Annotated in this window: 22 protein-coding genes; 2 read left to right on the top strand and 20 right to left on the bottom strand. The window is 66.0% G+C overall.

Translation table 11 applies throughout. The features are described 5' to 3' along the window. Positions 1 to 9: 9 nt before the first annotated feature. From BMX78_RS10340 to BMX78_RS10290, 11 genes are all read right to left on the bottom strand, one after another. Complete coding sequence (locus tag BMX78_RS10340) at positions 10 to 1,197, bottom strand: Gfo/Idh/MocA family protein (RefSeq protein ID WP_170850769.1); 1,188 nt, start codon at positions 1,195 to 1,197, stop codon at positions 10 to 12. Further along, the gene (locus tag BMX78_RS10335) at positions 1,194 to 1,592 is read right to left on the bottom strand and encodes a C-glycoside deglycosidase beta subunit domain-containing protein (RefSeq protein WP_091419160.1); all 399 of its coding nucleotides are present in this window, start codon (positions 1,590 to 1,592) and stop codon (positions 1,194 to 1,196) included. Before BMX78_RS10335 ends, BMX78_RS10340 begins: the two co-directional genes overlap by 4 nt. Positions 1,593 to 1,600: 8 nt before the next feature. Next, positions 1,601 to 2,371 (bottom strand): nuclear transport factor 2 family protein, encoded by a 771-nt coding sequence (locus BMX78_RS10330; protein WP_091419159.1) that lies wholly within the window; start codon positions 2,369 to 2,371, stop codon positions 1,601 to 1,603. 9 nt (positions 2,372 to 2,380) lie between these two features. Further along, on the bottom strand, positions 2,381 to 3,406 hold the full coding sequence (locus BMX78_RS10325; protein WP_091419157.1) for a sugar phosphate isomerase/epimerase family protein: 1,026 nt from the start codon (positions 3,404 to 3,406) through the stop codon (positions 2,381 to 2,383). Positions 3,407 to 3,425: 19 nt separating this feature from the next. Then, entirely contained in the window at positions 3,426 to 4,529 is a 1,104-nt protein-coding gene (locus BMX78_RS10320; RefSeq protein ID WP_091419156.1) for a sugar phosphate isomerase/epimerase family protein, read from the bottom strand. Beyond that, positions 4,526 to 4,921, bottom strand: coding sequence for a C-glycoside deglycosidase beta subunit domain-containing protein (locus BMX78_RS10315; RefSeq protein WP_091419154.1), 396 nt, complete (start codon positions 4,919 to 4,921; stop codon positions 4,526 to 4,528). The genes BMX78_RS10320 and BMX78_RS10315 overlap by 4 nt, the downstream gene beginning before the upstream one ends. An 85-nt stretch (positions 4,922 to 5,006) precedes the next feature. Continuing rightward, a complete protein-coding gene (carA, locus tag BMX78_RS10310) occupies positions 5,007 to 6,566 on the bottom strand; it encodes a c-glycoside 3-oxidase CarA (RefSeq protein WP_091419152.1) in 1,560 nt (519 codons plus the stop codon). Further along, entirely contained in the window at positions 6,563 to 7,339 is a 777-nt protein-coding gene (locus BMX78_RS10305; protein ID WP_091419151.1) for a TIM barrel protein, read from the bottom strand. Before BMX78_RS10305 ends, carA begins: the two co-directional genes overlap by 4 nt. Positions 7,340 to 7,491: 152 nt before the next feature. Beyond that, the gene (locus BMX78_RS10300) at positions 7,492 to 8,328 is read right to left on the bottom strand and encodes a carbohydrate ABC transporter permease (protein ID WP_091419149.1); all 837 of its coding nucleotides are present in this window, start codon (positions 8,326 to 8,328) and stop codon (positions 7,492 to 7,494) included. A 3-nt stretch (positions 8,329 to 8,331) separates the two neighbouring features. After that, positions 8,332 to 9,291 carry a carbohydrate ABC transporter permease gene (locus BMX78_RS10295; protein WP_091419147.1) on the bottom strand — a complete coding sequence of 320 codons (960 nt, stop codon included), beginning with the start codon at positions 9,289 to 9,291 and terminating at the stop codon, positions 8,332 to 8,334. A 54-nt stretch (positions 9,292 to 9,345) separates the two neighbouring features. Next, positions 9,346 to 10,635, bottom strand: a complete 1,290-nt coding sequence (locus BMX78_RS10290; protein WP_091419146.1) for an ABC transporter substrate-binding protein — start codon at positions 10,633 to 10,635, stop codon at positions 9,346 to 9,348. A gap of 239 nt (positions 10,636 to 10,874) precedes the next feature. On the opposite strand from BMX78_RS10290, the gene BMX78_RS10285 reads away from it, so the two are divergent. Then, a complete protein-coding gene (locus BMX78_RS10285) occupies positions 10,875 to 11,831 on the top strand; it encodes a LysR family transcriptional regulator (RefSeq protein WP_091419144.1) in 957 nt (318 codons plus the stop codon). Positions 11,832 to 11,918: 87 nt separating this feature from the next. Here BMX78_RS10285 and BMX78_RS10280 read toward each other — a convergent pair whose 3' ends face one another. Both BMX78_RS10280 and BMX78_RS10275 read right to left on the bottom strand, forming a co-directional pair. Continuing rightward, positions 11,919 to 13,397 carry a sugar phosphate isomerase/epimerase family protein gene (locus BMX78_RS10280; protein ID WP_091419142.1) on the bottom strand — a complete coding sequence of 493 codons (1,479 nt, stop codon included), beginning with the start codon at positions 13,395 to 13,397 and terminating at the stop codon, positions 11,919 to 11,921. Between the two features lie 29 nt (positions 13,398 to 13,426). Further along, the gene (locus tag BMX78_RS10275) at positions 13,427 to 14,719 is read right to left on the bottom strand and encodes a C-glycoside deglycosidase beta subunit domain-containing protein (protein ID WP_091419141.1); all 1,293 of its coding nucleotides are present in this window, start codon (positions 14,717 to 14,719) and stop codon (positions 13,427 to 13,429) included. 116 nt (positions 14,720 to 14,835) lie between these two features. On the opposite strand from BMX78_RS10275, the gene BMX78_RS10270 reads away from it, so the two are divergent. After that, positions 14,836 to 15,705, top strand: coding sequence for a ThuA domain-containing protein (locus BMX78_RS10270; protein WP_091419139.1), 870 nt, complete (start codon positions 14,836 to 14,838; stop codon positions 15,703 to 15,705). Positions 15,706 to 15,721: 16 nt separating this feature from the next. Here the strand turns inward: BMX78_RS10270 and BMX78_RS10265 are convergent, their stop codons facing one another. From BMX78_RS10265 to BMX78_RS10235, 7 genes are all read right to left on the bottom strand, one after another. Then, entirely contained in the window at positions 15,722 to 16,663 is a 942-nt protein-coding gene (locus BMX78_RS10265; protein WP_091419310.1) for a carbohydrate kinase family protein, read from the bottom strand. Positions 16,664 to 16,720: 57 nt separating this feature from the next. After that, positions 16,721 to 17,344, bottom strand: coding sequence for a bifunctional 4-hydroxy-2-oxoglutarate aldolase/2-dehydro-3-deoxy-phosphogluconate aldolase (gene eda / locus BMX78_RS10260; RefSeq protein ID WP_091419137.1), 624 nt, complete (start codon positions 17,342 to 17,344; stop codon positions 16,721 to 16,723). Then, complete coding sequence (locus BMX78_RS10255) at positions 17,337 to 18,722, bottom strand: mannitol dehydrogenase family protein (protein ID WP_286138904.1); 1,386 nt, start codon at positions 18,720 to 18,722, stop codon at positions 17,337 to 17,339. Before BMX78_RS10255 ends, eda begins: the two co-directional genes overlap by 8 nt. A gap of 68 nt (positions 18,723 to 18,790) precedes the next feature. Continuing rightward, positions 18,791 to 19,726, bottom strand: coding sequence for a PfkB family carbohydrate kinase (locus BMX78_RS10250; protein WP_091419133.1), 936 nt, complete (start codon positions 19,724 to 19,726; stop codon positions 18,791 to 18,793). Between the two features lie 47 nt (positions 19,727 to 19,773). Beyond that, positions 19,774 to 20,985 carry a D-mannonate dehydratase ManD gene (manD, locus tag BMX78_RS10245; RefSeq protein WP_091419132.1) on the bottom strand — a complete coding sequence of 404 codons (1,212 nt, stop codon included), beginning with the start codon at positions 20,983 to 20,985 and terminating at the stop codon, positions 19,774 to 19,776. A gap of 104 nt (positions 20,986 to 21,089) precedes the next feature. After that, entirely contained in the window at positions 21,090 to 22,121 is a 1,032-nt protein-coding gene (locus BMX78_RS10240; RefSeq protein WP_091419130.1) for an L-idonate 5-dehydrogenase, read from the bottom strand. Next, positions 22,118 to 23,500: an MFS transporter gene (locus BMX78_RS10235; protein WP_091419129.1), complete on the bottom strand. Its 1,383-nt coding sequence runs from the start codon at positions 23,498 to 23,500 to the stop codon at positions 22,118 to 22,120. Before BMX78_RS10235 ends, BMX78_RS10240 begins: the two co-directional genes overlap by 4 nt. Between the last annotated feature and the right edge of the window lie 39 nt (positions 23,501 to 23,539).

Below are 23,539 nucleotides of genomic sequence, written 5' to 3'. Positions count from 1 at the left end.
TTTCCCCTCCTACGAAACCTGCGCCGGGACGTTGGCGGCGACGCGTGTCCAGGCGGACTCATTTTCGGAACTGCGCTCGACGGCGTCGAGCACCCGCTGCACCCGCAGCCCGTCAGCGAACGTGGGATGCGGATCGGTGCCGCCCACGATTGCTTCCACGAAGTCCTTGACCTGATGGGAGAACCCGTGCTCGTAGCCGAGCATGTGCCCGGCCGGCCACCACGCCGAGACGTAGGGATGCTCCGCCTCGGTGACCAGGATTTTCCGGAAGCCCTGGCGGTCCGCAGGTGCTGTCCGGTCGTAGAACTGGACGCTGTTGAGGTCCTCGAGGTCGAAGGCCAGTGCGCCCTTGTCCCCCGAGACTTCGATCTGCAGCGCGTTCTTCCGGCCGGTGGCGAAGCGGGAGGCCTCGAAGGAAGCCAGCGCGCCGGATTCGAAGCGGCCCGTGAAGATGGCGATGTCGTCCACCGTCACCTGGCCCTTGCCGGCACCGGCAGTGCCCGAGAGCCCGGAACCCGAGTCCAAAAGAGGGCGCTCCTTGACGATGGTGTCGATGGTGCCGGAGACCTTTTCGAGGTTCAGTCCGGTCACGAACTGGGCCAGGTCGATGGCGTGGGCGCCGATGTCACCCAGCGCCCCGGAGCCGGCGTGTTCCTTCTGCAGGCGCCAGGCGAGCGGCATTTCGGGGTCCACCAGCCAGTCCTGCCGGTACGAGGCACGCACCTGGTTGATGGTTCCCACGGCGCCTTCGGCAATCAGGTTCCGCAAAAACGTCACGGCGGGAACCCGGCGGTAGGTGAATCCCACCATCGCCCGAATGCCCCGGGCGGCGGCCCGCCCGGCAGCCTCGGCCATCGCTTCGGCCTCGGCAACAGCATTGGCCAGCGGCTTTTCGCAGAGAACGTGCTTCCCGGCCTCAAGGGCCGCGATCGCGATCTCGGTGTGGGAGTCGCCGGGAGTTACGATGTCGACGACGTCGATATCGTCCCGGGCGATCACCTCGCGCCAGTCGGTGGCGGACTCAGCCCAGCCCCACTTTTGGGCTGCGTCCGCCACCGCTTCGGCGTTGCGCCCCACGATGACGGCCATTTCCGGTTCGGCGGGCAGGTCGAACACTCGGGGTGCGGTCCGCCAGCCCTGGGAGTGGGCAGCTCCCATGAAGCCGTAACCGATCATGGCAACCCGAAGGGTTGTCATGCCAGCACTACCTTGCGCTCAACCGCCACCCGGTTTCCGACGTAGCGCATGGGCGCGATCTGCATGTAGAGCAGGCGGAGGGTGAGGATGACCTCGACGTCGATCTCCTCGCCTGCGTCGGGGATGCGGTCCAGCGGGATGATGACATCGGGCTTGTCCGCGACGAACCACAGGGTTTCCCACTGCTCGGGCAGCTCCGCGATGGAATAGGACTTGCCCTGCAATTCGAAGCGGAGGGATTCCTTGGGGATCGCCACGCCGTTGACCGTGGCCGCAACATCGTCCACGGCGGAGAGCCAGAGGCTGCGGTACCAGGGCAGTTGCACGGACACCGAAATGCCCTCGGGGTGCCTGCGGACGTCGGCGTCCTGGAACAGGGAGTTGTGAGTTGCCATGGCTTTCCTTACTTGAACGTGTCGACGAAGGTGTCGTGGGGTGCGGGCGGCAGGGGATTAAGCGTCTGCCGGGTGGAGGGGCTGTATGGGTGGTATTCCTGCGGCACGGGTTCGTCCGCGGGCGGCATAAACACCGGCTTGCCGTCGTCGCCGAAGTACATCAGGTCCAGGGCGAAGGCATGCTGGTTCTTCTCGGCGAAGCTGATCCAGTTTTCCTCGAAGGGTGCCCGCAGGAGCTCGTAGCAGCGGAATTTCCAAATCTTCCATTCCCCGTCCTGGCGCAGGAAGTCCACAGCGTACTTGCACCAGACCCAGTGGGCCCAGACCTTTTTGCCCTGAACCTCGCCCGGCGAATACATGTAGTCCGGGCTGTCTTTGGCCACTTCCGGGTCGGTCAGGCCGGACTCGTTGCCGGTCATGATCCAGACGCCCTTGGCCGTGTTGCCGTCGGCGGCCACTTCGATGACCGGAGTGGTGGTGTAGTGCAGGATGAGCTTGCCCTCGGGCCGCGGACGGCCCTGGTGGTAGCGGATGACACTCTCATAGTCCGTGTACTGGCCGGCGTTGGTGTACCTCGCCCGGATGCCGGGAGTGCCCGGCTTCACCCACAGCGGGATAATCTGTTCATCCTCAAAGGCATTGTGCAGGTACATGTAGCGGTTGAACAGGTTCTCAATGTCGCCCCGGTCGTTGGCCCGGCGGGCCAGTTTCAGGGCTTCAGCAAGTTCGCCCCGCAGGCGCTCCACCTCTGCTGTGAGGTCGGTGTCGATAGTAGGCATTTGGACCCCCTAGGCCGGAACGACGGATTCTTCAATGGCGCGGCGCATCAGTGCGTGCTGCTTTTTCACCAGGTCGATGGGGTCCGATTCGCCCAGGTCCGCGAAGGCGTGGCCTTCCCATTCGCTGGACAGGAAGCCCTGGTAGCCGCCCTTGACGAACTGGCGCACGATGCGCGGGATGTCCATGGCGGGCTCGTTGCCGTTCTCGTCGATGTCGTAGAACTTCGCGTGGACGTGGAACATCTGCGGCATGATGTCCAGCCATTCCTCCGGCGGGACCAGTCCGTGCATGTTGAACGCCAGCCGGGTGAAGGGGCCCAGCCGGGCGGGATCGAAGTTATTTTCGCGGAGGTAGTCCTCGAACTCCTGGTTCCGCTCCTGCATGGGCAGCGGCTTGCGCCAGATGTCCTGCATGACAGCGAAGTGCTCCTGCGGGAGGCCCATCTGGGTCAGGGTGCGGAACAGCGTGGGCGACAGGCTGTGCATGGTGGAACTGAAATCCGCCGTGAAGCCCAGCCGGTCGCTGCCGAGCTCCTCATACATCTCGCGGATCTGGAGGATCTTGGGATCGTTCGGGCCCTGGGGCGCGTGGATCTCGTAGCCGAGCTTCTGGTCGTACTTCTCGGCCAGCGGAAGCAGCCGGCGGAGCAGTTCCTTGCCCGCGGACCTGATGACGATCTTGTTGAAGCCGAGCGTGTTGGCGGTCTTGAGCTGCCGGGCGAAGAAGTCGAACTCCTCGTCCGGCGTCATGTCGCGCTCTTTACGGCGGCCCATGTCCAGGTTGGTGCCCACGGCGCTGGGGGTCAGGCCGTAGCGGTCCATGCTGTCCCGCCACAGGCGGACGAAATCCTCGTCCACGTCCGGGTAGGTGCGCAGCATCTGGGCGATGTTGAATTCGACGCCGGGGCCGAGGCCTTCATCGGCGACCGCTTTGATCAGGGTCTCCGGGGTGTAGAGCCCGGCGGCGAATTCGGAGGTGAGTGAGTAAAGGGTGATGCCAAGCTCGATGCCCGAGCCTGCGATGCCTTCTGACATGTCTTTGATTCCTTTTGTTTCAGCCGCGGACGGGCTGGGCGAGATGGCTGCTGAGGATGCGGCGGGCGTCCGATGCGTCGGTGATCATGGCGGAACCGGCGTTGGCGGCTGCTGAACGCTGGACGGCCTGCTCGCCGCGGATGATCTCGAACGGGTCCTGCCAGTTGTTCCAATGCCAGCCTTCATATTCACTGGAGATGGCACCGGAGTAGCCGTTTTCCACGAGTTGCCGGACCAGGCCGCGCACCGGCACTGAGGGCTCTTCGCCGTTTTCGTCGATGCCGAAGAACTTGCCGTGCACGTGGCGGACCCAGGGCATGATTTCCAGCCAGGTGTCCAGCGGTGCAGGGCCGAACAGTCCCGTTCCGTTGATGCCGAAGTCGATGCCCAGGTCCGGCCGGCCGTTCCGGGCGGCGAGGCCAATAAAGGCACCGAAACGTTCGCCGTGGACCTTCTGGTTGTTGGGCGGTCCTTCGGCATAGAAGCCGTCCCACAGGTCAACCACCTGCCGGAGCAGGTCCTCCGAAGCACCACGGCGGCGGTAGGCCTCCAGCAGGGAGGGGGCAAAGCCGGTGACAGTGGCGCCCCAGTCGGCAGTGAAACCGAGCAGCGGGGAATCGAGCTTCTCGTAGCGGTCGCGCAGCGCCAGGACGCGTTCGTGCGCGCCGTGCTGGTCGGCGTGGACTTCGAGGGCAAGGGTGACGCCGTACTTCTCGGCCACGGGCAGCAGGCTTTCCATGGCGTCGGGGGTCAGCGAGATCTGCACGCGGGCGATCGGGAAGCCGAGCCGGGCGGCCACTTCGATCTGCTTGCGCATGTATTCGACCAGCTCGTCGTGGTTCATCAGCCGGTCCCGCCGGATGCCGGTATCAACGTTCACTGCCAGCGAGGTGGGGACGAGGTCCACCTCGGCCACCAGGTCGCGGAACTGGCCCACAAAGGTGTCATCGATGCGGTCCGGGAAGCCGCGCAGGCTCGAGAACCCGATAACCTCAAGGCCCGGGCCGAAACCTTCGGCCGCCACCTTGCGGATGAGGCCGTCAAGGTCGTACTGCCGGGCGTGGAAAGCCCGGGTGAAGCTGTAAAGGGTGACGCCCTGGATCGGCGTGCCGAGGCTGGTCATCGCTGTGCCACCTTCATGGTCTTGGTGTCGTGCTCTTCGATGTGCAGCACGCCGTGGTCGGTGATGATGTAGGGGATGTAGAGCTTCAGGTCCACCCGGACCTCGTGCTCGGCTTGGCCGTCACGGACGGGAAGGTCGCCGGAAAGGACGGCCGAGTCCAGCGGAAACCACCATTCGCCGGTTTCATCCACGAGTTCTTCAAAGCTGAACGTGCGGTTGTTCATGGTCCAGCGCAGGGAGTCCTCCGGTGCGGCAACGCCGTCAACCGTCAGTGCTGCGCCGGCGATGCATGAGCCCGGAAGGGCGCGGTACCAGGGGATCCGGACTTCGACGGCGGTGCGGCCGTCCTGGGTGGTCAGTGTTCCCTGCTCGATTATGCGGTCGGCGATCATCGAGACCTCCTTGTCTGCGGCATGCCTTGCCGTGAGTGAAATGCCTGTGCTGGAACGAAGTTGCCGCGCTACCGGCACTTATTCATTATTTAGACAGTCTATTGTCTGATTCGGACATAAGTAAAGAGCTGGTGATTTCTTCTGCGATTTTCCGTGCGCCGCGCACGGCGAGGGCCACCGACGTCAGTGTGGGATTGCAGGCCGTGGCGGTGGGGATAACGCCGTTGCCGGCCACAAAGAGGCCGGGGACCTGCCACACCTGGCTGTCGGGCGAACAGACACTCTCGCCGTCGTCCGTGTCACCCATGCGCGTGGTGCCCTGGTAGTGCAGCGACGCACCGGGCGGCAGGACAAAGGGGCGCTCGTCCAGCGGTTCGCCCACAGCCTTGCCCAGGCGGACAATTTCCTGCCTGGCGCGGTCCAGCACGTCGTGGTCCCGCTCGGTCAGCCGGTAGTGGATGCGCATGGCGGGCATCCCGTAGGAGTCCCGGGTATCGTCGTCGAACGCCACCCTGTCCTCGCGCTGCAGGTCCTTCGCGCAGAACAGGCCCAGCCCCACGATGGAGCCCGGGACGATGGGATCATCCTCGGCCAGGGGAACCGGGGATGCATCCAGCTGCATAATCTGGCCGTGGAAGGGCGCCTCGTCCGTATAGGGAACCCAGGCCACTCCGCTCTGCTCACTGAGGGCACCATTGGCCGCTGCCGGCGCGTCCTCGGGCTGGACATCGCGGAGCCTGCTCGCGAACACCACCTGCGCCTGGTCGTTCAGGTAGCGGCCCAGGGCGTCGGGCCGGATCCCGGAAGCCCACAGCAGCTGCGGTGTGCGCAGGGCGTCCGCCCCCACCACAACGTAACGGGCGGCCACCTGATGGGTGTCCCCGCTGCGGCGGTCCTGGACTTCGATGCCGGCAGCAGTGCCGTCCTCCACCAGCACACGGGTCACCAGCGATTCATCAAACAGTTCAAACTGCGGATTATCGCGGGTGGCCGCCCCCATAACGACGTCGGAGCCGGACCAGACGAGGGCGCCATCCTGCCGCCGGTGTACAGCAAGGGGCATGGGCTGGACGCGGAAGGCAGGCTTTCGGCCCTGATCCACTACGCCGGCGAGTCGTTCCCGGACCAGGTCCGAGAAGGGGGCACCATCAAAAGCGTGCGTGGTGACGCCCAGGAGCCGGTTGGCGTCGTTAAGGAGCTCTTCCAGGTCCGGCAGGAAGGGGATGCGCTCCTTGCCGCCGGGCCGGGGGCAGGCGGCGGTCCAGTGGGCGGCCATGCCGCCCACATTGCTGGACATGGCCGCGACGGGCATGCCGTCCTCGCCCGGGAAGGCGTAGCCGTCCTGCAGCAGGTAGGTTCCGGGCCGGGCACGGCGCTGGCCGCTCTTCACCGCTCCAGGGGAGTTTACCGTTTCGGCGCCTGCCCCCGGGCCTTCCGAGGCGCGCTGGGCAAGGCTGCGGCGCTCAGGGTCCTCGATGTTCTTGACGTGCGCCCCGGGCGGGTTGCTGACCGTAGGGCCCACCTCGAACATGGCAATAGTGGCACCGGGCGCTTCCTCGCTGAGGATCCGCGCGTAGGCCGAAGCCGTGGGACCGCTGCCGACGATGGCGACGTCGACCGAGGCCGGATAACGGTTGCTGCTCACCGCCCCGCCACCAGTTCCTGGATGCGGCGCACCGACTTTGCCGAGTCGATGGTGGGGTAATACTCGAGGCCGATGGGACCGGTGTAGCCGCTGGTCCTTAGGTCCGCGAAGCGGGCGGGCCAGTCGATGGAGCCGGAGCCCGGCTCGCCGCGGCCCGGGGCGTCGGCGACCTGCACGTACTTGATGAGGTCCCCGGCGTTGGCGAGCTCTGCGGCCACGTCCTCGCCCTCTACCGTGGAGTGGTAGAGGTCGTAGAGGACACCGAAGTTGGGCGAGTTGACGCCCCTGGCGACGTAGACAGCTTCGGAGGTGCGGTCCAGGAGGGCCCCGGGGTGGTCAACACGGATATTCACGGGTTCGAGGACCAGGGTGATGCCGGAACCCTCAATGTGCGCTGTGCCCTGGGTGAAGATTTCGATCAGTTCGTCCAGCTGGTCCTGCCGCTTGCGGCCGCCGAAGCCGGTGCCGCTGCCCACCACAATGCGGGGGCAGCCAAGCTGGCGGGCCACTTCGACGCCGGCATCCAGTCCGGTGTAGAACGGCGCGTGGTCCTTGGGCGGGATCATGAACTGCATCCGGGGCTCTGCCAGCTGGGCGGTGAGCTGGACTCCGGTTTCCTCGAGGGCTTCCTTGAGGGCGGGAATGTCCTTGCCCGTGGGTCCCCACATTTCGACGGCATCGAAGCCGGCGGCAGCTGCGGCGCGGACACGGTCTGCGGCGCTGGCGCCTGCTTCGGAGAACAATAGGTCGATGTTGGGCGCGAGCTGGTACATGCGTGGCTCCTGGGTAGTTGAGGGTGGTCAGTAGGAATGTGGGGCGGTTTTGCCCGGATGGGCCTGTTTTTGGGCGCAAGGGATCACGGCAGGCCGCTTGTGCGGTTTGGTGCCTGGCGGTTTCCGGCTCGGCGGTTTGACGGCCGGGCCGGTCAGCCTTTCAGGCCGCCGGAGAAGCCCTGGATGAAGCGCTTTTGGGCGAACAGGAACAGGGCAAGGATGGGGATCATGGACACGATGACAATGGCGAAGATGGAGTTCCACTGGGAGACCAGGGAGCCGATGTAGTAGTACATGGCCACCGGCAGGGTCTGGTTGGCGGAGCCGCCGAGGAAGATCAGCGATGTGAAGAAGTCGTTCCACACGATGAGCCCGGCGAAGATGGTGACGGTTCCCGTGGCGGGAGCCATCATGGGGAACACCACCTTGGAGAAGATCTGGGACTTGCTGGCGCCGTCGATGGTGGCCGCTTCTTCATAGTCCGTGCCGAGGCCGCGGAAGAAGTTTGCGTAGAGGAAGATCGACAGCGGCAGGAGCATGCCGGTGTAGAGGACGATCAGGCCCCATGCGGATCCGGTGAGCCCCAATGCCCGCGCACCCATGTAGAGGGGGACGGCGCCGAGCTGGCCCGGAAGGATGATGGCCACGAGGAAGAGGTAGTAGGCGCCCTTGCTCCAGCGGCGGGTGCTGCGGGAGATGACGTAGCCGGTGATGGAGCCGAGGGCGATGAGTCCCACGATGCTGCCCGCGGTGATAATGAGGCTGTTGACCAGGCCCATCACCACGTTGGAGTTGCCGGTGGCGGTGAGGACGTCGATGAAGTTGCTGAAGTCCGGGCTTTTGGGCGGAGCCAGGGCCGAGGTGGTGAACAATTCGGTGTCCGGCTTCAGGGCTGTTGTCACCAGGAAGTAGAACGGCGTGAGGAACAGCAGGGCGAGCGCCCACAGGCCGACTTCGCGGAGCAGGGTGAGTTTGGTGTAGCGGAACATGGCTTAGTCCTCAGGGTTCGAACGCGTCAGCCGCTGCTGGAGTACGGCGAAGATCAGGATGATGGCGGCGAGCACCAGGGCCAGGGCGGCGCCGCCCCCGAAGTTTCCGAGCGCAAAGGCCTGCTTGTAGACCTGGGTGGCCAGTGTCTCCGTGGCCCCGGCGGGTCCGCCGCCGGTGAGCGCCATGATGGGATCGAAGACGCGCAGTCCCTGGACGATTCCGAGTGTGGTGGCGATGGCGACGGCGGGACGGATGGCCGGCAGGGTGACGTTGCGGAACCGCTGCCACAGGTTGGCGCCGTCGATGGCCGCCGCCTCCTCCACTTCCGCGGGGACGCCGGCCAGGCCGGCCATGAAGATCACCATGGCGAAGCCGGTGGAGGACCAGACCAGCACCACCAGGACGGTCCAGATGGCCCACTGGGGGTCGGCAAGCCATGGTTTGGCCTGGTCGCCGGCGCCGATGGCCTTCAGGAAGGCATTGAGCGGACCGTCGAAGTCGAAGATGTATTTCCAGATGTAGGCCGTGGCCAGCGGGCTGAGCACCACCGGCATAAAAAACAGGGTGCGGAGGATGTAGCGCGTCTTGAGGACGCGGTTCAGGCCCAGCGCGATGACCAGCCCGGCGATGTTGCCCAGCAGAACTGAGCCGAAAGCCAGGAAGAGGGTGTTGGAGAGGGCTCCGACTTTCGTTGGGTCCTTGAAGATTGCTTCAAAGTTGGCCCAGCCCGTGATCTTGAACGAGCCAATGCCCGTCCAGTTGGTAAAGGCGAAGAATCCGCCGATTCCGGTTGCCACATAGTGGATGGCAAACACCAGGGCGATCCCGGGCAGGGCCCACCACCAGTGTCCGAACTCCAGGCCCCGGCCCCGGGAGCGGGCGTTCTGGCCCGCCCCCGGGGTGCGCCTGCCTCGCCGGGGTGCTTCTGCTGCTTCGCTTTTCGGTTGCATCGTCGCAGTCATGGTATTCCTTGCTTGTCCCTTTGAGTGGTCGGAACGTTGATGGTGAAGAACGCTCTACTGGCCCCAGGCGGCGTCCATGGCCTGCAGGACCTGGTCGGGGCTCTTCTGGCCGGTAATGATGCCCTGGACCCCTGTGGCCAGCGCATCGTAGACCGCAGAGTTGGGCCACTGGATGTTCGGCAGGGGGCCGTACTTTCCGTCCTTGATCAGGTCGCCGACGTTCTTGTAGGCGCCGCTTCCGAAGTCGTACTTGTCCAGGCCCGTCACCGGAAGCGCGCCGTCGATTTCGGCGAATGCCTTGGTCTGCTCGGGCTCGGCGGCCCAGTCAAGGAAGGCTTTGGCGGCGTCCTTGTTCTTGGAGGCTGCGTTGATGGAGAAGGCGTAGTTCGCGCTGGCGAAGACGTAGCTCTTGCTCGAGCTTTCAGCCGGCAGTGCCCGGACAGCGAATTTGGCGCCGCCGGCGGCCGATTCAAGCTGCTTCCAGCTGGGGGCCGGGATGAAGCCGCTCACGGACGTTCCGCCGGCAAGGCCCTTGGTGATGGCGTCGAAACCGCCGCCCGCAGCACCTTTCTGGAAGCAGCCCGCATCTTTAAGGGTGTTGACTGCCTGGAGGGCTGACTTCCAGCCGTCGGAACCGGCGAAGGTGGTCTCCTTGGCGGCGCGCTTGTCGTTCCATTTCGGGTCTTCCGCATAGACGCGGGAGGCCGCCAGGGACATCGCCATCAGGCCGGTATTGGGAGGCGCTGCTCCGGCGAGGGCAAAGAGGGACTTTCCGGACGATTCCAGAGCCTTGCACTGCTCCTGGAGGGAGGAAAAGTCGGCGGGGAAGCCGCCGGCTGCCTCAGCGGCAGTCTCATTCGAGACAAGGGCAGCGACGGTGATTTCCGTGGCCTGGCCGTAGACCTTGCCATCGTGGCCGAAGGTGCTGCCGCTTCCCTCGGGAAGCAGTTCCTTGGCGGCGTCGTCCAGCGGCTCAAGGAAGCCGGCTTCGGCGAGCGGCAGGATGCTGCGTCCGGTGCCGGAGCCGGGCGAGGTCACCACGACGTCGGAGGCGTTGCCTGCCTGGAGCTGGGTGCGCAGGGTCTGGTCATAGGAGTCGTTGGGCTGCGGGTTGAAAGTGATTTTCACATCGGAGTGGGACTTCATGTAGTCCTCGGCCAGTTTTTGGAACGGGCTCTCAATGGTGTTGGACGTCGCAAAAGACAGGGAAAACTCCTTGGACCCATTCGACGATGAGGTACTGCCAGCGGAGCTTGAGCAACCGGTGAGAGCAAGGGCGGCGATGGTTGGGACGGCGAGGGCGCCGATAACCTTCATAGCCGCGGTGTGGCGGTGCTGTGCCATGTTCAGCCTTTCTGACTTCGTTGTCGAAAATATCCGGGAGCCGTGACCCCGGTCACTCATCAGTATGCAGGAGATGTGCAGAAAAAGCACATAAGTATTGCGGATGCTAGACATAAGTTTCGCGGAGGTCTGCGGAAGCCCTGGGTGTGCATCGGAGGACGTGATGCGTCACACTGACCCTATTGATGCCGCTGATACACTGGCGGGACGAAAGTTCACCGTTGAAAGATCGCCAAGCCGTGACGAATAATGTCCTGCTTTCCCGGCTCGACCTCAACCTGCTGATCTCGCTGGATGCCCTCATTACCGAGCGGAGCGTGACGAGGGCGGCCGAGCGGCTCCACCTAAGCCAGCCGGCGCTGAGTGCTTCGCTGGCGCGGCTCCGGTCCCATTTTGGGGATCCCATCCTGGCCCGCCGCGGCAATGCGTATGAGCTCACCCCTTTCGCCCTGCGGCTGGCTGAGCACACCACCACGGCGCTGGAGGCGGCCCGGCGCGTCTTCGAGAGCCAGGCCTCGTGGGAGCCCGCTGAATCGGAGCGCGAGTTCTCCATCTACGGCTCCGATTATGGATTTACCACCGTTGGCCGGGTGGTTTCCGAGCTTGCGGCCGAGCGTGCGCCGGGCGTCCGGTTCCGGTTCATGCTGCACAATCCGATGGTGGTGGAAGACGCAGCCAACCGGCTCCGCTCCGTGGACGGCATGGTGATTCCGCACGGGTTCCTTTCCGGGCTCCCCTACCTGGACCTGTGGCGGGACGGCTGGGTGGCGGTGGTCTCTGCGTCCAACGACGCCGTCGGCGACAGCATCACCATGGAGAACATCGCCGAACTTCCGTGGGTGATGACCTATCAGACCAGGTCGGCGTCAACCTCCGCGGAACGCCAGATCATGCAGCTGGGCGTTGAGCCGCGCGTGGACGTGGTGGTGGAGAGCTTCCAGTCCTTGCCGCATTTCGTGGTGGGAACCAACCGGATCGCCCTCATCCAGGCGGCGCTGATACCCTTCGCGCTGCGGGTGGGCGGAGTGCGGATCCTCCCGCTCCCCTTCGATGCCACGCCGCTGGTGAACGCCCTGTGGTGGCATCCGGTGCACAACCGCGATTCGGAGCATGAGTGGATGCGGGGCCTGTTCAAGGAGGCGGCCGATATCGTGGCCGCCGCGGTCGCCAAGGACGCTCCTCAAGCTCCGGCTTAAAAGCCGCAGTTAAGGGTCCCCGGCTTAAAGGCCGCGGTGCCCGGCCGGGTGAACGGACGGGCACCGGGGAGGCACAGCGCTGGGGGGTCAGGCCGACGCCAGCGCCGAGCGCATGCTCTTGCGGATGAGGTCGTGCTGCTTGCGGACCAGCAGAAGCGGATCCACCTCGCCAAGCTCGGCGAAGGCATGGCCCTCCCATTCGCTGGACCAGTAGCCGCGGTAGCCGCCGTCCACGAACACGCGGACCAGTTCCGGATAGTCGATGGCGGGCTCGTTGCCATCGTCGTCAATGTCGTAGAACTTCGCGTGGACGTGCATGATTTGGGGCATGATGTCCGCCCAATCCTGCGGGCTGACATGGCCGTGCATGTTGAAGGCCAGGTGGGCGAAGGCGCCAAGGCTGGCAGGATCGAAGTCCCGTGCCCGGAGGTAGCCAATGAACTCCTCCTGCCGCGCGCGCATGGGGGCGTCGGTGGCCCAGATGGCCTGCAGCTTTTGGACGGCTTCGTCGTCGAGTCCGGCACGGCGGACGGCCCGCAAGAGCGTTGGGGACATGCTGTGCATAGTGGAGGAGAAGTCGGCCACGAAGCCCAGCAGCGGTGAATAGAGCTCCGCGTACACGTCGCGGACCTTCATGATCTCCGGGGAGTTGGGACCCAGGGGTGCGTGGATCTCGTAGGCAAGCTTGAGCTCCAGGTCCTCGGCAAGCGGCAGCAGCCGCCGCAGCAGGTCCGGCTTGGCGCTCTGGATGCGGACCAGCGGGAACCCGAGCTTCTTGGCACCGCGGAAGAGCGTCTGTGTGAACTCGTATTCCTCATCGGGTGTCATGTCCCGGTCGCGGCGCCGGCCCATGTCCAGGTTGGCACCGAAGGAGCTGGCGGTGAAGCCGTGCTGGTCGAAGGCCTCCTGCCAGGAATGGGCGAAGTCATCCGAGACGTGCGGATACGTCGGCAGGACCTGGGAGGCCACGATCTCGATGCCCGGGCCGATGCCGAGCTCCGCCACACGGTTCAGCAGGCCGTCGAAGTCGTACCAGCCGGCCCGGAACTCGGCGCTGGCCGAGTACAGGGTGAGCCCGAGCGAGAACGGATCGTCCTCAGCCTTTGGCGGAGGCGGGGTGACCGCAGTCGTTAATACAGGAGCCGCAGCGGCCCTGTCCGTGACGGTCAGCTCGAGTGTCTGGTTCACGAAGTTGGGGACGTACATCCCGGGCCCGCCGTCCTGGCCCGGGGCGATCTGCATGTAAGGCAGGCGCAGCTCTCCGATGAGCTGTACGGTGTGCTCCTCGCCCAGGGCTGCAGGGGTATCCCGCTTGGCGATCAGCAGGGGGTGCTCCTGCAGGTACCAGAGGGTTTCGCTCTGGGCCGGGAGGTCGGCGAGCGCGTAGCGGACGCCGCCAAGTTCCAGGGCCAAGTCATCGGCAGGCACGTCCTGCCCGTCGAGACTGAGCCGCAGACTGGAGACCGAGGAGAGCCACAGGCTTCGGTACCACGGCAGGGTCAGGGCCAGGGCCAGGCCGTCCGGGTGGGTGCGGAGGCTTGAATCGTCAAGAAGTCCGTTTGGCATTGTCTGTTCTCTTTGCTGGGAGGGAGGGGTCAGGGAAGTTCGGAAGTGATGCGGCGGATCAGGGAATGCTGGCGGCGTACCTGCTCGATGGCCCGCCACGGCGTCCGGTCGCCTTCGTATTCGCTGGAGAGGTAGCCGGTGTAGCCCGCGTCTTTGAGCGCCTTGAGCACGGGCAGCCAGGGAATCTGCTGGTCCTCGAGCTGCTCGTTGATGTCGTGGAACTTCGCCTGGATGAACACCACGTACTGGGCAATCGCTGCGAAGTCGGCCGGGTCGACGCCGATCCCGTCCAGGAAGGCCGGCCGGGTTTCGCGGGTCTCGCCGTCGCGCAGCGGGATGGGCCGGTCCTGGAAGATGCCGGTGTCGATGAGCAGGCCGAAGTTCTTGGTTCCGGTCCGTTCGATGAGGCTAATGTAGTCCTCGACGACGGGATGCTTGATGGGCGTGGGCGAATGGATCTCGGGGCAGATGATGACCCCCAGTTCGTGGGCAAGGTCCAGGGAACGCTCCACAGATTCAGTCCAGATAGGGTCGGGGACCAGGTCGCTGGACACCACGCCGATCTTGGGCCGCACGAAGCCGAAGCCCAGCCGGTGGGCCAGCCGCAGGTCGCGCTGCAGCGCCTCTGCACCCTCGGCAGCCGTCATGCTCCGGCCCGGGTGCAGGCGGGTATCGATCCAGGATCCATAGTTCGTGGGCTCGAGGGAGTACTTCTCGAGCAGGCTGAACCAGTTGTCGATCCACGCAGGGTCGGGTTCGGGGTAGCCGGGGACGTGGCCCTCGCCGAGGATCTCGACGCCGGTGGCGCCCACGTCCGCGATGGAGGCCAACGCGGTCTCCAGGTCCATGACCGTGCCGTAGTCGCCCATGTAGCTGTAGAGGGAAACGCCGTAGCGGAAGGTGTCCCCGCCGCCCTCCGGGGCCAGCGTCACCGCACGGCTGACGCGGTGGACGGTGGGCTGGTGCTCCACGGGAATATAGGACATGCGCAGCCGCAGTTCGATGGTGAGTTCATGGACGCCCTGCGGCAGGCCGCCGTCGAATGGAACGGTGACCACGGCGGCTTCCTCAAGGGGCCAGCGCACGCCGTCGCTATCCCAGAGCTGCTGCAGCGTGTAGGTCCGCCCGCCGAAGGTCCAGCGCGGAACGGCAGGGCCGACGTCGACGATGTTGCCCACGCGGACTGCGATGCCGTCGATCAGCGACGCGGCCATGCCGCGGTAGGAAGGCATCCGGACACGGAACTGGAAGCCGGTCACACGCCCGCCCTCGGTGACGTTGCGGAAGCCGACTGACTGGATGAGGTCTCTTTCGAGAAGCATCGTTGCTCACTCTCTCTAGGTGCACACCGATCGTAGCATCGTTATGTCGCTTTCACACTAAAGTATGTAAGCTTTCTCCCTAACCCGACTTGCCAAATAATAGGAGCCCAGATCGCATGGCTGACGTGTTGAACGCCCTCATCCTTTCCGGGCATATGACCTGCGAGCACGACAACGAATTCCGCAGCTTCCGGGCCCACAACCAGTGGCTCACCACGGTGCTTGAGGACACGGGCCGGTTCCGCGTTCGAGTGATCGAGGACCCGCGGGGGCTTGGCGCGAACGTCATCGACAGGTACGACGTGGTCATCATCGTGTTCGAGGGCCGCGACGGATACCACGAAAAAGCCGTCGGTTTCGGCGCTGAAACCGACGCGGCCCTGCTGAAATTTGTCCACGACGACGGCAAAGGGATCGTCTGGTTCCACGGCTCCGCGGTGCAGGAGGATGACTGGGGTTATCCCGAGGAGTACAACATCATGCGGGGCGCGAAGCTCAGCGTTCCCACCGGGCTGCGTCCGCGCCCCTGGGGTGAGGCCCTGCTGCAGACAGCCCGGCCCCGCCACCCCATCACGGAGGGCATCAGCGACACATGGACAGTGACAGGTGACGACATCCTGACGGGCGTACAGCTGTACGACGGCGCGGAGGTGCTTCTCTCAGTGTTTGACGACCTGGAGTCGTACAAGAAGGCGCCGATGTGGCCCATGCCCCACTATCCGGTGGCCATTCCGGCGGAGGGCATCGAAGGCCTCCCCGGCATCAACACGCTGCAGCCCCTTGCCTGGATCAACAACTATGGCGAAGGCCGCAGCTTCACCATCACCATAGGGCATGACATTGACACCTTCCGGCGGATCGAGTTCATCCGGATGTTCCCCCGCGGCGTGGAGTGGGCTGCCACAGGCAAGGTCACCTTGGAAGGACCGGACCGTCGCGGTGAGCGTCGCTTCCTGCCGTGGCCTTACTACAACCACGAGGGGTAACGAGGGGCAATCCGGCCTAGCCCTCCCCCGACGAACCGTTCAGCTCGGCCCGTGTGGGCGGGTTGGCGCCCGGCCGTGACACCGTAACGGCCGCCGCCTTGGCCGCGTGGGCAAGGAGTTCGGCCAGGCCCTCTGCCGGAAGTTCGCGCAGGTCCTTGCGGTTCTGGGCACCGTCCAGGCCCCGGTCCACCAGGCCGGACAGCAGGGCTGCCATAAAGGAATCGCCGGCGCCCACCGTGTCTGCCACCTGAACACGCGGTGCCGCCACCTGCGCCTCGCCGGCCCGGGTTACCCCCCACGGCCCGTCAGCTCCACGGGTGACCACCACCATAGCCGGGCCCTCGTTGCCGCCCAGTTCCAGCCAGCGGCGGGCAGCGTCGAGCACGTCCGTGTCCGGGTAGAGCCAGGCGAGGTCTTCGTCGGAGGCCTTCACCACGTCAGCGAGTGAGACGAACTTTTCCGTGTGGCGGCGCGCATAATCCACGTCGGTGATGATGCTGGGCCGGCAGTTGGGGTCGAAGCTGATGGTGGCGCGCGGGTGGGCGTATTCGACGGCGGCCAGGACGTCCTTGGCGCCGGGCGCCAGCATCGTCGCGATCGAGCCCGTGTGCAGCAGGGTGGTGCCCTGCAGCATAAACGCCAGCCGGTCGGCGATGCCGGGAAGCTCCCAGGTGAGGTCGAAGGTGTAGGTGGCGGCGCCGTCGTCGTCAATCAGGGCGGTGGCCACGCTGGTGGGAAGATCGTCCGGGCCCAGCGGAAGCATCACGGAACTGGAGCGCAGGTGCGCGGCGACGGAATCGCCGTACGCGTCCCGGCCGTAGCGGCCGATGAACTGCACCGGGTGGTCCAACCGGGCCAGGCCCACCGCAACATTGAGCGGGCTGCCGCCCACGTGGGCCTCGATCCCGGAGGCGCGCTGGACAACGTCAACAAGGCCTTCGCCAATAACTGTGAGCATGCCCATACTCTGCCAGAGGAGCGGCGCCGGCAGCAGTTTGTGTCAGGCAAGTTTGTGTCAGGCCAGCGCCGCAGCCCCCTGCGCCAGCCGGGTGATCTTTGCCCAGTCCTCACCTTCCACCGCGGCCCGGGGCGTGAGCCAGCTGCCGCCGACGCACGTGACGTTAGGCAGCGCCAGGTACTCCGGCGCGGAGGCAAGGCTGATGCCGCCCGTGGGGCAGAACTGGACGGCCGGGATGGGCGCACCGATGGCGGCCAGATAATCAGGCCCCCCGGCGGGTCCGGCCGGGAAGAACTTCATCGCAGTGAGCCCGCGCTCCAAGACACCCAGCACCTCACCCACGGTGGCCACTCCGGGCAGCACCGGAACGTCCAGCTGCAGCATGTGGTCCAGCAGCGTCGGCGTCACGCCGGGGCTGACCAGGAACTGGGCGCCGGCAGCCACGGCGTCGTCGGCCTGGGCCGGACTGAGGATGGTGCCGGCGCCCACCAGGATATCCGGTACTTCGTTGGCGATGCGCTTCAGTGATTCAAGCGCGCTGTCCGTGCGCAGGGTCAGCTCGATGATGCGGACCCCGCCGTCGACCAGCGCCCGGGCCACCGGAACGGCGTGCTGGGGATCGGCGATGGTGACCACGGGTATGACAGGGGAAACGTGCAGGACGCTGGTTGCGTCAGCCATGGTTGATCTCTTTTCTCAGGCCTTCCAGCCCGGTGTCGATGATGCGGTACCAGTGCGTCAGCAGGTCCGCGAAGGTGGTGTTGGCCGCGAGTCCGGCGTCAAAGATGCTGCGCACGCCCAGGAGCGCCGGCACCACGGTGGCGGCGGACCGCTCAGCGGGCAGGGCCTTCTGGAGCTCGTCCGCCAGGGGATCGTTCAGGTCTGCGGCAGCAGTGGTGGCCACGTGGTGCATCCACGCGGCCACGGCGAGCGCGGCCCAGCGCGGTTCACGGCCGGCGTCGAGGGCGGCGCGTGCGGTGGTCAGCAGGCGGAGGCCGATTTTTTGTGAACCGTCGCTGCCTACCTTGGCGGTGGTGTGGCCCAGCGCCGGGTTCGCGAAGCGCTCGAGGACCTGGGCGCAGTACGTTTCGCCGTCCAATCCCTTGGGGAGGCTGATGGTGGGCAGCGCGTCCTCGGCCAGCATCCGCTGGCAGGCCACGCGGAATACGTCCTCGCCGATGGCGTCGCTGATGGTCGCCTTGCCGCTCGCCAGGCCGAGGTATGCCAGCATCGAGTGGCTCGCGTTGAGCAGGCGCAGCTTGGCCGCCTCCCACGCGGCCACATCGTTGCTGAACAGCGCCCCGGCTTTTTCCCAGGCGGGCCGGTCCCCCGCGAAGTTGTCCTCGATGACCCACTGCATAAAGGGTTCGGCCACCACGGCGGCCTCATCCCGGAGTCCCAGTTCACGTTCGACGGCGTCAAGGTCATCTGCTGTGGTGGCCGGCACCATCCGGTCCACCATTGTGCTGGGGAAGGTGACGTTGTCCTTCAGCCAAGCAAGCAGCGGCCCGGATTCATCCTCAGGCAGGGCGGTGGCGAACGCCCTGACCAGGGTGCCGGTCAGTTCACCGTTGCCCGGCAGGTTGTCGCACGAGACCACGGTGAGCGGTCCTGCGCCGGCCATGGCCCGTTTCTGGATGCCGCGCGTGACCTGTCCGATGGCGGTCAGCGGCGGGTTCCCGGCAAGATCTGACTGGACCTGGTCATCCGCGAGGTTCAGGGAACCGGTGTGCGGATCGATCCGGTAGCCCTTTTCGGTGACCGTCAGTGTCACCACCCGCGTGCTGTCCCCGGCGATGCGGTCCACCACGGCATCCGGCCGGTCCCGGCCCGAGATGGCCTCCACGATGCTGGACACCACGCGCAGCGGCGCGGCGCCGCTCCCCCGCTCAGCGACGCAGAAGAGTCCGTCCTGCGGAGCCAGCTGGCGTGCCACGGTGTCGGAACGCTGCGTGACTCCGATGATCCCCCAGCCGGAATCGCCGGTGGCGAGCATGGCTTCTTCGGTGAAGACGGCGGTGTGGGCGCGGGCGAAGGCACCCAGCCCGAGGTGGACGATGCCGGGCCGGATGGTCCGGTCCGCAAGGGGTGCGCGGTGTTTGTCGTTGCCGGCAAGGGAGGCAGCGCTTAGGCGTGTGATGGCGCTGCTCCTTCCGGTGCCAGCCCGACGGAAGCGTGGGCGCGGGTTTGCTCCAGGGTGGGGATGAAGCCGGTGCCGCCCTTGCCGCCCACCACCAGTGATGCAGCTGCTGCTCCGTACCTCGCAGCGGCGGAAAGGTTGTCGCCAAGGACAAGGCGGGCGGTGAGGGTGCCAACAAAGGCATCGCCCGCGCCGGTCTGGTCCACCACAGCCGGAGCCGGGATCGAGTCGATCCAGGTTTTGTCCTGGCCTTCGCCGTCCAGCTGGATGCCGTCGGCACCGCAGGTGACCGCGACGTTCCGCGCACCCAGGCTGCGCAGCTTCGCGGCGGCCTCAACCGGCGTCGGGCAGTCCAGGAGAGCCGATGTTTCGCCGGGGAAGGATGGAGTGACCAGGAAGGCGCGGGGCGCGAGCTCCAGCAGGGCCGCCGTCGCCTCCTCCACGGAGGTGAGGCGGGGGCGGTAGTTGGGATCGAACACAAAGCGCTTCGCCACGGCGGCGGCCTTGAAAACCGCCGCGCGCGATGACTCTGAGATGGCACAGGCGATACCTCCCGCCACCACGGCGCCGGCAGCGGCGAAAACTGCCGGGTCGACGTCGTCCGGCCCCAGCGTGGACCCGACGCTGCCGGTGCGGGCATACGAGAACTCGCGCTGGCCGTCCGGGTCACAGTGGACCAGGTAGACGCCCTGCTGGCCGCGGCGGAACTTCAGCAGGTCGGGGGAAACGCCGAGTTCCACAATCCTGGCGGCGATCGCCTTGCCGAGGTCGTCGTCGGTCAGTACGGACAGGAGGCCCACGCGGGCACCCGCGGCAGCGGCTGCCGCGGCAACATTCAGGGCGTCACCGGAGATGCCGAGCTGGGCGGGGACGCCGTGGCCGAACGCCACGTCGGTGGCCACCTCAACGAGGATCTCCCCCATTACAACGACGTCGAACGGCTCTTGCTTCGGGTGTTGGGTAGGGATGCTCACCAGTCGTGCACCGATCCGTCGAGCCGCCGGTTGATGGGCAGGTACTTGGGGTCGAACGGGAAGCGGGCGGCGGCTTCCTCGTTGAACTCCACGCCGATGCCGGGAGCATCCCCGGGGTGCATGTAGCCGTCATTGAACGTGTAGGAGGTGGTGAAGACCTCGTTGGCGGGTTCCCGGTGGCCCATGTATTCCTGGATGCCGAAGTTGGGGATGCTCATGTCCACGTGCAGGGCCGCGGCGAAGGAAGCCGGCGAGAGGTCGCCCGCGCCGTGGGAGCCGGAGCGCACGCCGTAGAGGTCGGCGAGGGAGAAGATCCGGCGCAGGTGGGTGATGCCGCCGGCGTGCGACACGGAGGTGCGGATGTAGTCGATCAGCCGTTCGGTGATCAGCTGCTGGCAGTCCCAGATCGAGTTGAACACCTCACCGACGGCGATGGGCGTGGTGGTGTGCTGGCGGATCAGGCGGAACGCGGACTGGTCCTCGGCCGGCGTCGGGTCCTCGATCCAGAAGGGCCGGTACTGCTCCAGCGAGGCGCCCAACCTGCCCGCCTCGATGGGGGTCAGGCGGTGGTGCACGTCGTGCAGGACGTGCACGTTGTAGCCGAACTGTTCGCGCACGTGGGCCATCATTTTCGGCGCGAAGTCCAGGTACGCCGTCGTCTCCCAGGTGTCCTCCTGTGGGACGTTGCCGCTGGCGGGCTCGTACAGCTTGCCGTCCACCGGGGCGATTCCGTAGGTCTTTTCCAGGCCCGGGACGGCGGCCTGGGCCCGGATGGCCTTGTAACCGAGGTCCAGGTGGTGCTGGAAGTCTGCGCCCAAGTCCTCCAGCGTGGAGCCGCTGGCGTGGCCGTAGACCATCACGCCCTCGCGGGCTGCGCCGCCGAGGAGTTCGTACACCGGCATGCCGGCGGCCTTGCCCTTGATGTCCCAGAGCGCGACGTCGATAGCGGCGATGGCGGTCATGGTCACCGGGCCGCGGCGCCAGTAGGCACCCTTGTAGAAGTACTGCCAGGCGTCCTCGATGCGGCGCGCGTCCCGGCCAATCAGCAGCGGGCAAAGGTGCTCGGACAGGTAGGACGCCACGGACAGCTCGCGCCCGTTCAGGGTGGCGTCGCCGATGCCGGTGATACCGTCCTCGGTTTCAATTACGAGCGTGACGTAGTTCCGTCCGGGCGACGAAACCACTACCCGTGCGTCGGTGATCTTCACTGGTTGGTCCTTCAGGTGGGTGGTAGATAGAGCAAGTAGGTCGCAGTAAGTGTCGTTATGAGCCGCCATAACGACACTTACTGCTACTCAGTTGGGTGGGGTGGTCAGGTGGTGCTGAGGCGGAGCATGACCTTGCTGCTGCCGGCGGCGGGGTCTGCCGAAACGCGCATGGCTTCCTCCGCCTGGTCGAGATCGAACGTGTGGGTGATAACCGGTGACACGTCCAGGCCTTCGGCCATGGCGCGGAGGGCGTCGGTGATCTCATCCACGAACCGGTACGAGCCGATCCAGGTGATCTCCCTGGTTACCAGGTCCCCCAGCGCCGCGGGTGCGGGGGCGCCGGGCAGGTTGCCCACCTGGACGATAGTGCCGCCGCGGGCCGTGGCGCGCAGGACCCCGCCGAGGACGGCTGGAATGCCGGTGGCTTCAAAAACAAGTTCCATGTCCTGCGGAAGGCTGCCGCCCGCCGAGACGTTCAGCACCTCATCGGCACCCATGGCCTTCGCAATAGCCAGTGACGCTTCGCTGATGTCAGTGGCGATCACGTTCCTGGCGCCGGCGTACTTCGCTGCGGCGACCACCAGGGATCCGATGGGGCCGGCACCGTTGACCAGCACGTCCCGGCCGGACAGGTTTCCAACCCGACCGACGGCGTGAAGGGCGACGGCGAGGGGTTCGGCCAGTGCGCCGTGCAGGGTGTCCACGCCCTCGGGCAACGGCCGGATCTGGGAGGCACGGGCGAGCTTGCGTTCGCTGAAGCCGCCATCAGTGTGGGGGTCGAAGGCGGCCGAGCCGAAGTACCGGATCTGCGGGTAGAGGTTGGTGCGGCCGGCGAGGCGCTCCGGCATGCTGCCGTCGCCCACCAGTTCTGCGGGGTGGACGGTGACCGGCTGCCCCACCTCGAGGTCCGTGACGCCGGCACCGAGCTGGGCAATCCGCCCCGCCACCTCGTGACCGAGGACCAGCGGCGACTTCAGTACAGCCGTCCCCGAGCCGCCGTGGCGCCAGTACGAAAGGTCAGATCCGCAGATGCCGCCCCATTCGACGTCGAGCACTACTTCCCCGGGGCCGGCAACCGGCTCGGGCCGTTCATCGATCCGGAGATCGTTGGCGCCGTGGACTACAACGGCTTTCATACTGCGTCTTCCAGGCGGACCATGTCGCGGCCGCGGACCTCGGGACCGACGAAGGCCGAGATGAGGGTGATCAGTGAGTAGGCGACGAGCATCGCGGCCAGCGGCCACCAGTGGCCGGTGATTGCGGTGAGCGTGGCGGCCAGCAGCGGGCCGATGGCGGTTGCGAGGATGCCGCCGATCTCCTTGGCGAGCGCGAGCTGGGTGAAGCGGGTGCGGGCGCCGAAGAACTCGGCCATGGTGACGCTCTCCATGGCGAACAGGCTCAGCACGCCCAGGTTGAGGCCTGCCACCATGGCGACGGTGATGAGGACCGTGTTGCCGCTGGTGACCATCAACATCATGGGAATGGCGAACAGCGCGGTGAGGGAGCTGAGTGCCAGGTAGAGCGGCCGCCGGCCGAAGCGGTCACCGAGGAGGCCCATGACGGGGATGGTGAGGAAGCCGAGCAGCGAGCCGTACATGATGGCGCTGGTGGCCACGCTCTTGTCCACCAGGAGGACGGTGGCGATGTAGCCGACGAGGAAGGTCTGCACGAGGCCGGAGTTGCCTGCCTGCCCGAAGCGAAGGCCGAGGGCGATGAGGAAGGCCTTGCCTTTGCGCTGGTGCAGCGCAGCTTCGATGGTGCTGGTCTTTGCCAGTTCCTGCGTTGCGGCGATTTCGCTCTTGGACAGTGCAACGCCATCGACGACGTCGGCACGCTCTTCGAAGACCGGGCTTTCCTTGAGGGACCGGCGGACCCAGACGGCGAAGATCATCAGCACGAAGCTGAACAGGAACGGGATGCGCCATCCCCAGGCCAGGAGCTGCTCCTCCGAGAGGGTTGCGGCCAGGATTGCCCAGATGGCAGATGCGGCCAGGGTTCCTGAGTTGGTGCCCAGGGACACGAGGGAGGAGATGAGGCCGCGGCGGCGGGCGGGAGCGAACTCAGCCAGCATCACGGTGGCGCCAGCGATCTCGGCGCCGGCACCGAAGCCCTGCGCCAGGCGCAGGGCCACCAGCAGGATGGGGGCCCAGATGCCGATCATAGCGTAGGTGGGGAGGACACCGATCAGCGTTGTGGACGCACCCATCAGGGCGATAGTGATGAAGAGGACCTTCTTGCGGCCGATCCTGTCACCCATCCGGCCGAAGTAAACGGCACCCGCAAGACGGGCAACGTAGCCCACGCCGTACGTTGCCATGGCGGCGATGAGGCCGATGACCGGGCTGGCGTCGGGGAAGAAGAGCTTGTTGAAGACGATGGCTGCCGCCAGCGAATACAACTGGAAGTCCATGAACTCCATGGCTGTTCCCAGCCAGCCGGATACGGCGACCTTGGCCAGTTCGCGGGTGGGTTTTGCTTCCGCTTTCGTGTTGGGGGGCGCAATGCTTTCGGTCATCAGGTGCTCCTTTGCAGGCGATGCGAACGAAGGGGATAA

Origin of the sequence: Arthrobacter sp. OV608, assembly GCA_900110595.1 — a bacterium.
Lineage (GTDB): Bacteria > Actinomycetota > Actinomycetes > Actinomycetales > Micrococcaceae > Arthrobacter.
The sequence above is the reverse complement of the archived record's forward strand: the minus strand, read 5'-3'. Positions and strand labels throughout refer to the sequence as shown.

What these genes read in the sequence shown, in the direction of transcription:
- BMX78_RS10320 (WP_091419156.1), bottom strand. Translation starts at nt 4,529, where the DNA reads ATGACCAGCCTCGGCACGCCGATCCAGGGCGTCACCCTTTACAGCTTC.
- BMX78_RS10250 (WP_091419133.1), bottom strand. Translation starts at nt 19,726, where the DNA reads ATGGGGGAGATCCTCGTTGAGGTGGCCACCGACGTGGCGTTCGGCCAC.
- BMX78_RS10340 (WP_170850769.1), bottom strand. Translation starts at nt 1,197, where the DNA reads ATGACAACCCTTCGGGTTGCCATGATCGGTTACGGCTTCATGGGAGCT.
- BMX78_RS10235 (WP_091419129.1), bottom strand. Translation starts at nt 23,500, where the DNA reads ATGACCGAAAGCATTGCGCCCCCCAACACGAAAGCGGAAGCAAAACCC.
- BMX78_RS10280 (WP_091419142.1), bottom strand. Translation starts at nt 13,397, where the DNA reads ATGCCAAACGGACTTCTTGACGATTCAAGCCTCCGCACCCACCCGGAC.
- eda (WP_091419137.1), bottom strand. Translation starts at nt 17,344, where the DNA reads ATGGCTGACGCAACCAGCGTCCTGCACGTTTCCCCTGTCATACCCGTG.
- BMX78_RS10240 (WP_091419130.1), bottom strand. Translation starts at nt 22,121, where the DNA reads ATGAAAGCCGTTGTAGTCCACGGCGCCAACGATCTCCGGATCGATGAA.
- BMX78_RS10335 (WP_091419160.1), bottom strand. Translation starts at nt 1,592, where the DNA reads ATGGCAACTCACAACTCCCTGTTCCAGGACGCCGACGTCCGCAGGCAC.
- BMX78_RS10265 (WP_091419310.1), bottom strand. Translation starts at nt 16,663, where the DNA reads ATGCTCACAGTTATTGGCGAAGGCCTTGTTGACGTTGTCCAGCGCGCC.
- BMX78_RS10300 (WP_091419149.1), bottom strand. Translation starts at nt 8,328, where the DNA reads ATGTTCCGCTACACCAAACTCACCCTGCTCCGCGAAGTCGGCCTGTGG.
- BMX78_RS10325 (WP_091419157.1), bottom strand. Translation starts at nt 3,406, where the DNA reads ATGTCAGAAGGCATCGCAGGCTCGGGCATCGAGCTTGGCATCACCCTT.
- BMX78_RS10315 (WP_091419154.1), bottom strand. Translation starts at nt 4,921, where the DNA reads ATGATCGCCGACCGCATAATCGAGCAGGGAACACTGACCACCCAGGAC.
- BMX78_RS10330 (WP_091419159.1), bottom strand. Translation starts at nt 2,371, where the DNA reads ATGCCTACTATCGACACCGACCTCACAGCAGAGGTGGAGCGCCTGCGG.
- BMX78_RS10290 (WP_091419146.1), bottom strand. Translation starts at nt 10,635, where the DNA reads ATGGCACAGCACCGCCACACCGCGGCTATGAAGGTTATCGGCGCCCTC.
- BMX78_RS10295 (WP_091419147.1), bottom strand. Translation starts at nt 9,291, where the DNA reads ATGACTGCGACGATGCAACCGAAAAGCGAAGCAGCAGAAGCACCCCGG.
- BMX78_RS10275 (WP_091419141.1), bottom strand. Translation starts at nt 14,719, where the DNA reads ATGCTTCTCGAAAGAGACCTCATCCAGTCAGTCGGCTTCCGCAACGTC.
- BMX78_RS10270 (WP_091419139.1), top strand. Translation starts at nt 14,836, where the DNA reads ATGGCTGACGTGTTGAACGCCCTCATCCTTTCCGGGCATATGACCTGC.
- BMX78_RS10305 (WP_091419151.1), bottom strand. Translation starts at nt 7,339, where the DNA reads ATGTACCAGCTCGCGCCCAACATCGACCTATTGTTCTCCGAAGCAGGC.